This is a genomic window from Pigmentiphaga soli, from assembly GCF_039541095.1.
Taxonomy (GTDB): Bacteria; Pseudomonadota; Gammaproteobacteria; order Burkholderiales; family Burkholderiaceae_B; genus Pigmentiphaga; species Pigmentiphaga soli.
Genome location: NZ_BAABFO010000025.1, coordinates 65,754 through 73,489, shown reverse-complemented (window position 1 = coordinate 73,489; position 7,736 = coordinate 65,754). Strand labels below are relative to the sequence as shown.

Annotated in this window: 7 protein-coding genes and 1 riboswitch; of the genes, 5 read left to right on the top strand and 2 right to left on the bottom strand. The window is 71.2% G+C overall.

The window, feature by feature from the left end:
• Positions 1–1,000, top strand: a 1,000-nt coding sequence (locus ABD927_RS20350; RefSeq protein ID WP_345251690.1) for a Y-family DNA polymerase, incomplete at its 5' end; no start/stop codon positions are given.
• Positions 1,000–4,254, top strand: coding sequence for an error-prone DNA polymerase (locus ABD927_RS20345; RefSeq protein ID WP_345251689.1), 3,255 nt, complete (start codon positions 1,000–1,002; stop codon positions 4,252–4,254). The genes ABD927_RS20350 and ABD927_RS20345, both read left to right, overlap by 1 nt.
• A 40-nt stretch (positions 4,255–4,294) precedes the next feature.
• Here the strand turns inward: ABD927_RS20345 and ABD927_RS20340 are convergent, their stop codons facing one another.
• Both ABD927_RS20340 and ABD927_RS20335 read right to left on the bottom strand, forming a co-directional pair.
• Positions 4,295–4,882: an MgtC/SapB family protein gene (locus tag ABD927_RS20340; protein ID WP_345251688.1), complete on the bottom strand. Its 588-nt coding sequence runs from the start codon at positions 4,880–4,882 to the stop codon at positions 4,295–4,297.
• 96 nt (positions 4,883–4,978) lie between these two features.
• On the bottom strand, positions 4,979–5,470 hold the full coding sequence (locus ABD927_RS20335; RefSeq protein ID WP_345251687.1) for a 6,7-dimethyl-8-ribityllumazine synthase: 492 nt from the start codon (positions 5,468–5,470) through the stop codon (positions 4,979–4,981).
• Positions 5,471–5,556: 86 nt separating this feature from the next.
• Positions 5,557–5,705: riboswitch (FMN riboswitch) on the bottom strand.
• Positions 5,706–5,860: 155 nt separating this feature from the next.
• Between ABD927_RS20335 and ABD927_RS20330 the strand changes: the two genes are divergently transcribed.
• The 3 genes from ABD927_RS20330 to ABD927_RS20320 are packed head-to-tail and all read left to right on the top strand — an operon-like array spanning position 5,861 to position 7,729.
• A complete protein-coding gene (locus ABD927_RS20330; RefSeq protein WP_345251686.1) occupies positions 5,861–6,301 on the top strand; it encodes a hypothetical protein in 441 nt (146 codons plus the stop codon).
• Between the two features lie 58 nt (positions 6,302–6,359).
• Positions 6,360–7,004, top strand: coding sequence for a carbonic anhydrase (locus ABD927_RS20325; protein WP_345251685.1), 645 nt, complete (start codon positions 6,360–6,362; stop codon positions 7,002–7,004).
• A complete protein-coding gene (locus tag ABD927_RS20320) occupies positions 7,001–7,729 on the top strand; it encodes a hypothetical protein (RefSeq protein ID WP_345251684.1) in 729 nt (242 codons plus the stop codon). Before ABD927_RS20325 ends, ABD927_RS20320 begins: the two co-directional genes overlap by 4 nt.
• Positions 7,730–7,736: the final 7 nt, after the last annotated feature.

Genomic DNA, 7,736 nt, shown 5'->3' with positions numbered 1-7,736 from the left:
GCGCGTGCTGGCGCCGGCCACGCTGGCGCGCCGGCTGGCGGCGCTGCCCGGCGTGCGGCTGCAGGCGGCCCGGCCGCACCGGCAATGGCTAGAAGGCATCGGCTGCCGCACCCTGGGCGCGCTGCGCGCCCTGCCGCGCGCCGGCCTGCAGCGGCGCTGCGGCCCCGCGCTGGTCCAGGCGCTCGACCGCGCCTACGGGCAGGCCCCCGAATTGTTCGACTGGTTCCAGCCCCCGCTGTCGTTCAGCGCCCGCGGCGAGCCGCTCGAACGCCTCGAACACGCCACCGCCGTGCTGGCGCTGGCCGGCCACCTGCTCGAACAGATGGCCGGCTGGCTGGCGGCGCGCCGGCGGGCGGTATCGCGCATCGAACTGACGCTGGAACACGAACGCGGCCGCCACGCCCGCGCGCCCACCGAACTGGCCATCGCGCTGGCCGACCCGACCTGGCATGCCGACCACCTGCTCTCGCTGCTGCGGGAACGGCTGGCGCAGCTGACGCTGCCGGCGCCGGTAGCGGCCATCGCGCTGCGGGCGCGCGAAGTGGTGGTACCGGCCGAAGCTTCGGGCACGCTGTTCGTCGACCCTGGCCAGGCCGCGGCCGACCACCGACGGCTGCTGGAACTGCTGGAAGCGCGCCTGGGCGCCGACCGCGTGCTGGCGCCCGCCACGCAGGCCGACCACCTGCCGGAAGTGGCCAATGCCTGGGCCCCCGCCACCCGGCCGGCGCGCCGCGCGCCCGCCCTGCCCCGCTTCGAAGACCGCCCGCTGTGGCTGCTGGAACAGCCGCTGCCGCTGGAAGTGCGCGGCCATCGTCCCTTCCACGGCACGCCGCTGCGGCTGCTGCGCGGCCCCGAGCGCCTGGAGGTCGGCTGGTGGCGCGACGATCCGCAGCGCCGCGACTATTTCATCGCCGAGGGCGAAGACAGCGCCCGCTACTGGATCTACCAGCAGCGGGCGCAGGACGACGTCCGCTGGTTCCTGCACGGGCTGTTCGGCTGATGCTGGCGCTTCCCGTTCCGTCCGCCCTGCCCGGCTACGCCGAGCTGCAATGCCTGTCGAACTTCACCTTCCTGCGCGGCGCCTCGCACCCCGGCGAACTGGTGCACCGCGCCGCCGAGGCCGGCTATGCGGCGCTGGCGCTGACCGACGAATGTTCGCTGGCCGGCATCGTGCGCGCCCAACAGACGCTCGACGCGCTGAAGGCCGAGCGCGCGGCCCGCGGCGGCGGTGACGGCGAAGGCGACGACAGCAACGCTTGCGGCAACGGCAACGGCAACGGCAACGGCAACGGCAACGCCGGACCGCTGCCGCGCCTGATCGTCGGCAGCCAGTTCCTCCTCCAGCCGCAGGGCGCCGAAACGCCGCTCACGCTGGTCGCGCTGGCCACCGACAAGGGCGGCTACGGCAATCTGTCGGAACTCATCACGCTGGCTCGCACCCGTGCCGACAAGGGCAGCTACCGGCTCCACCGCGCCGACCTGACCGATCCGCCGCCGGGCAGCGAACACCTGCGCGGCCTGCCCGGCTGCCTGCTGCTGCTGGCCCCCGACCACGGGCTCGACCCCGAAGCCATGGCCGAACAGGCGCGCTGGGCGGCGCAGGCCTTCCCCGGGCGCTGCTGGCTGGCGCTGACGCTGCTGCTGCATGCGCGCGACGACCGCCACCGCGCCGCGGTCGAAAGCGCCGCCCGGGCCGCCGGCCTGCCGGTGGCGGCCACCGGCCAGGTCCAAATGCATGTCCGCTCGCGCAAGCCGCTGCACGACCTGCTGTGCGCGATCCGGCTCGGCAAGCCGGTGCACGAATGCGGCCATGCGCTGGCGCCCAATGCCGAACAGCACCTGCGCTCGCGCGTACAGCTGGCCAACCTCTACCCGCCGCAGGCGCTGGCCGAAACGCTGAAGATCGCCGGACGCTGCCGCTTCTCGCTCGAAGAACTGCGCTACGAATACCCCGACGAAATCGTGCCGGCCGGCCACACGCCGGCCAGCTACCTGCGCGAGCAAACCTATGCCGGCGCGCGGATCCGCTATCCGCAGGGCATCCCGCAGCCGGTGGCCGGGCAGATCGAAAAGGAACTGGCGCTGATCGCCGAACTGCGCTACGAGGCCTACTTCCTGACGGTCTACGACCTGGTCAAGTTCGCCCGCGATGAAGGCATCCTGTGCCAGGGACGCGGCTCGGCGGCCAATTCGGTGGTCTGCTACTGCCTGGGCATCACCGCCGTCGCCCCCGATGAAATCAAGACGCTGTTCGGCCGCTTCATCAGCCGCGAACGCAACGAACCGCCCGATATCGACGTCGACTTCGAACACCAGCGCCGCGAAGAAGTCATCCAGTACATCTACCGCAAATACGGCCGCGACCGCTCCGCGCTGACCGCGGTGGTGATCGGCTACCGTTCGCGCAGCGTGCTGCGCGACGCCGGCAAGGCGCTCGGCATCGACCTGGCCATCGTCGACCGCGTGGCCAAGTCCCATGAATGGTGGGACGGCCGGCAGAACCTGCACCGGCGCTTCGAAGCCTGCGGCTTCGACGCGCAATCGCCGGCCGCGCGGCGCTGGAGCGCCATGGCCGAACAACTGCTCGATTTCCCGCGCCATCTGTCGCAGCACCCCGGCGGCTTCGTCATGTCGCGCGGGCGGCTGTCGCGCCTGGTGCCGATCGAGAACGCGGCGATGCCGGGCCGCAGCGTGGTGCAGTGGGACAAGGACGATCTCGACGCCGTCGGCCTGCTCAAGGTCGACGTGCTGGCGCTGGGCATGCTGTCGGTGCTGCGCCGCGCGCTCGACCTGCTCGAACGGCGCACCGGACGGCCGCCGGACCTGTACGCCATCCCGCAGGGCGACGAAAAAACCTACGACATGATTTGCAAGGCCGATACCATCGGCGTGTTCCAGATCGAGTCGCGGGCGCAGATGAGCATGCTGCCGCGCCTGAAGCCGCGCAAGTTCTACGACCTGGTGGTCGAAGTGGCCATCGTGCGGCCCGGCCCCATCCAGGGCGGCATGGTCCACCCCTACCTGGCCCGCCGCGAACGGCCCGAGCTCGAAAGCTATCCCAAGGAAGAACTGCGGGCCGCGCTGTCGCGCACCAAGGGCGTGCCGATCTTCCAGGAACAGGTGATGCAGATCGCGATGACCGCGGCCGGCTATTCCGAGGGCGAGGCCGACGACCTGCGCCGCTCGATGGCGGCCTGGCGGCGCAAGGGCGGCATCGACCGCCACTACGACAAGCTGGTGGGCGGCATGCTGGCCCGTGGCTACGAACGCGAATTCGCCGAATCCATCTTCCGGCAGATCCAGGGCTTCGGCGAATACGGCTTTCCGGAATCGCATGCGGCCAGCTTCGCGCTGCTGGCCTACGCCAGCGCATGGATCAAGTGCCACCATCCCGACATCTTCCTGGCGGCGCTGCTCAACAGCCAGCCGATGGGCTTTTATTCGCCGCACCAGTTGATCCAGGACGCGCGGCGCAAAGGCGTCGAGGTACGGCCGGTCGACGTCTGCGCCAGCGACTGGGACGCCACGCTCGAACCGGCCGGCGCCGGCAGCGCCGTCCGGCTCGGCATGAACAGCATCCAAGGCCTGTCCGAAGAGGCCGGCCGGCGCATTGCCGAGGCCCGCCGCGCGGGGCCCTGGGCCGATGCCGCCGACCTCGCCCGGCGCGCCGGCCTGGATCGCGCCGCGCTGCAGGCGCTGGCCGCGGCCGACGCGCTGCGCACGCTGTCGGGCCACCGCCGCACCGCGCTCTGGGAAGCGATCGACAGCGTGCCGGAACGCGGGCTGCTGCGCGGCACCCGCGTGCGCGAGGCGCCGCCGCCCCTGCCCGCGCCGTCGGAAGCCGACGACATCGTGGCCGACTACGATGCGCTGAAGCTGACCCTCAAGCGCCATCCGCTGGCCCTGCTGCGCGAGGCGCTGGCCGACCGCGGCTTCGTGCCGGCCGCCACGCTGGCCGGTTATCCCGATGGCCGGCTGGCGCGCGCCTGCGGCATCGTGACGGTGCGGCAGCGGCCCGGCACCGCCAAGGGCACGGTGTTCGTCACGCTGGAAGACGAAACCGGCCAGGTCAACGTGATCGTGTGGCCCGCGCTGCTCGAAGCGCAGCGGCGCGAGGCGGTCGGCGCGTCGCTGCTGGGGGTGTACGGCATATGGCAGTCCAGCCAGGGCGTGCAGCACCTCGTGGCCCGGCGGCTGGTCGATCTTTCCGCGCTGCTGGGCCGGCTGTCCACCCGCAGCCGGGATTTCCACTGAGCCGGCCGGCGAGCCCCGGCGCGGCCGCGGGGTGACACGGCTATGGCCGCGGCGCCCCGGGCGCATCCATATCATCATCCTCATCCGCGACCGCGGCAGCGGCAGCGGCATCGCCGGCCGCCTGCCCACGGCCGGCCGCGGCCTTGCGCCGCAGCTTGAGCCGCATTTCCCACTTCTTGAGCGGCACCAGGATCACCAGCGCCCCGGCGGTCGCCAGGATCGCCGTGGCCTCCCGGCCCAGCCCCGCGGCCACGCCGATGGCCGCCGTCAGCCAGATGCCGGCCGCCGTGGTCAGGCCGTGCACCTGCCGGGGGCCGCCCTTCATGATGGCGCCCGCCCCCAGGAAGCCGATGCCGGCCAGTATCCCCTGCAGCACGCGGCTGGCGTCGGCCAGGTGCATGCCCGCCTGCAGCGGCACCAGCACGAACAACGCCGAGCCCAGCGCCACCAGCATGTGGGTGCGCAGCCCGGCCTCGTGGCCGCGCAGCTCGCGTTCGAGCCCCAGCACGCCGCCCAGCAGCATGGCCATGCCCAGGCGCACGCACACCTGGGTGATGTCGGACACGTCGTTCAGGTCGGAAAATTCGCCGCGGAAGGTCATCCAGACCCTCGGCCAGACATCTTGCATCGCGTCTCCCCATGGCGCGGCACGCGCCGCGCCCACAGCTTACGGCAGACGCGGGCCGCGCGCATGCCGGCGCGCCGGCCGCGTCGGACCGATGCCTCAGGCCAGCCGCGCCAGGCTGCGCAGCGTGGCGGCGCAGGCCTGCGCGGCCTCGCGGCCCTTGACCAGGAAATGTTCGTGGAAAAAACGGTGGTGCTCTTCGCCCGCATGGAAATGATGCGGGGTCAGCACCGCCGAGAACACCGGCACGCCGGTGTCGAGCTGGACGCGCATCAGGCCGTCGATCACCGCCCCTGCCACGAAATCGTGGCGATAGATGCCGCCGTCGACCACCAGCCCGCTGGCCACGATGCCGGCATAGCGGCCGCTGCGGGCCAGCACCTGCGCATGCAGCGGGATCTCGAAGGCGCCCGGCACCTCGAAATAATCGATGTCGGCTTCGGCATGGCCCGCCGCCGCGATCTCGGCGGCGAAGGCGCGCCGGCACTGGTCGACGATGTCGCGGTGCCAGCAGGACTGGACGAAGGCGATGCGGCGGCCGCCGCGGGAAGAAACGTGGGACTGCGACTCCTGGCTCACTGACTGCTCCATGCGAAATTCAAGACGCGAATGGCGAGTCGGGGCGCGCGGGAATGCAGGCAGCGGGCAGGCGCACGGCGCCCGCCGGGCTGGCGGAATTCCGTTCTCTTTCATCCGGACTGTACCGTCGGCTTCGGAATCGCACCGAATCTGCTGACCCCGGCGCATTGCGCCGGGCGCTCGCGGGCTGGGCGCGCAGGGCGCCATCACCGCCGGTGGGGAATCTCACCCCGCCCCGAGAACGTTGCGCCGGCGGGCCCATGCCGCGCCGGCGGCCGCTACCTTAGCACGAATCGGCCGACCGCCCCTGTTAAAACCGGAAATGCCCGCAAAGCCACGGTAACCCCTAGCGCGCCGCGATCGCACTAAGCTCGATCCCTGCATTCGATCCGGATTCCTGCCATGTCTGTTCCCGAGTCGCGCCACGAAGTGCGCCATGCCGCCGAAATGCGGCTGCGGGCCGCGTTGGCGTCGCTGCGGCCGGACCTGCCGGCCGACGCCATCGCCGTCGAGGACGACGAACAAGGCCTGATGAGCGCCCAGGTCTACGGCGTGGAACAGGCGCTGCAGCGCCATGCCGACGCCCTGCAGAGCGAAACGGTGCAGCGTTTCAGCCACGCCCGCCCGCTCTATCGCCGCGACGAGATCGACGCCCTGCTCAAGACGCTGCACATCATCGCCTCCAAGGCCGGCCTGCCGTTGCCGCCCGGCGCGCTGGCGCTGATCGAACTGCCGGGCGGCGTGCTGGTGCTGACCTGGCGCCACCGCCTGCTGGCCTCGTCCGAAGACCCGCTGCACCTGCTGTCGCAGGCCCTCAGGCGCCTGACCACCGCGGCAGGCTGAGGGCGGGCTGCTATCATGAAGCGGGCGCCCATCCTGCCGGCGCCGTGAGCTTTTTCCTATGTTCCCGACACGACTCCGCAAGGGTTACCGCAGTTTCCTCGATGGCCGCTTCAGCGATGAAAGCGCGCGCTACCGCGCCCTGGCCGAAACCGGCCAGAAACCCGAAATCATGGTGATCGGCTGTTGCGATTCGCGCGTGGCGCCCGAGGTCATCTTCGACGCCGGCCCGGGCGAACTGTTCGTCGTACGCAACGTGGCCAACCTGGTGCCGCCCTACGAGCTGGCCAGCGACTCCTACCACGGCACCAGTTCGGCGCTCGAATTCGCGGTGCAGTCGCTGCGCGTCAAGCACATCGTGGTGCTGGGCCACGCCCACTGCGGCGGCATCGGCGCGGCCGCCGCCAGCGCCCAGCCTTTGTCACCGGGCGATTTCATCGGCAAGTGGATGCAGCAGATCGCGCCGGTCAAGCAGCGCGTGGTGCCGCCCGGCGAGGACCCCGGCAAATACTTGATGCAACTGGAAATGGCTGTCGTCGAGCACAGCCTCGACAATCTGATGACCTTCCCCTGTGTGCGGATCCTGGTCGAACGCGGCCAGCTCCAGTTGCACGGGGCCTACTTCGGCATCGCCACCGGGCTGCTCATGGTGCGCGACCCGGCCACCGGAGAATTCCGCCCCGTACAGGGCGGCGACACGCCATGACATTGCGTCCTGCCATGCTTCGCCTCGCCGCCGCGCTGCGCGCCGGCGTTCTCGCCTCGCTCTTGCTGCCGGCGCTGGCCTGGGCCGGCGGCACCGCCCGCCTGCAGGCCGTCGACCAGGACGGCAAACAGGTCTCCGCCACGGTCGAATACGCCGGATCGTCGCTGCGCGCGGCCTCGCCGCAGCAGCCGAACGCCTATCTGCTGGCGCGCGGCGGCAAGGTCTACAACGTGGCCAACGTCAACGGCAAGACCGTCGTGATGGACGCCGCCGACATGATGCGCATGGCGGGCACGCTGATGCCCAGCCCCACCGTGGCCATCGAGCAGGTGCGCGCCGTGCGCGCGCTCGATCCCACCTCGCGCCGCGAAACCGTGGCGGGCATCGCCGGCACCGTCTATACGCTTTCCTACGAAGACGGACGCGGCAATCCGCGCACCGAGGAACTCGTGCTGGCGCGCGACACGCGGGCCAACGAATTCACCGCCGCCACCGTGCAGCTCGGACGCACGCTGGCATCCGTTACCGGCACCAGGATACCGGCCGGCGCCGAACAGCTGCTGACCCGCATCGTCGACGAAGGCCAGGGCCTGCTGCGTTTCGGCAATCGTTTCGCGCTGATCTCGATCGACGGCGCCACGCCGCCTTCCTCGCGGTTCGAGCTGCCGGCCGGCTCGCTGCAGGTGCCCGACCTGGGCAATCTGCTGCAAGGCCTGGGCCGTTGAACCCGCC

Bases quoted from the DNA above. Each gene is read 5' to 3' on its own strand.
- ABD927_RS20320 (WP_345251684.1), top strand. From the start codon at position 7,001: ATGACATTGCGTCCTGCCATGCTTCGCCTCGCCGCCGCGCTGCGCGCC.
- ABD927_RS20345 (WP_345251689.1), top strand. From the start codon at position 1,000: ATGCTGGCGCTTCCCGTTCCGTCCGCCCTGCCCGGCTACGCCGAGCTG.
- ABD927_RS20340 (WP_345251688.1), bottom strand. From the start codon at position 4,882: ATGCAAGATGTCTGGCCGAGGGTCTGGATGACCTTCCGCGGCGAATTT.
- ABD927_RS20335 (WP_345251687.1), bottom strand. From the start codon at position 5,470: ATGGAGCAGTCAGTGAGCCAGGAGTCGCAGTCCCACGTTTCTTCCCGC.
- ABD927_RS20330 (WP_345251686.1), top strand. From the start codon at position 5,861: ATGTCTGTTCCCGAGTCGCGCCACGAAGTGCGCCATGCCGCCGAAATG.
- ABD927_RS20325 (WP_345251685.1), top strand. From the start codon at position 6,360: ATGTTCCCGACACGACTCCGCAAGGGTTACCGCAGTTTCCTCGATGGC.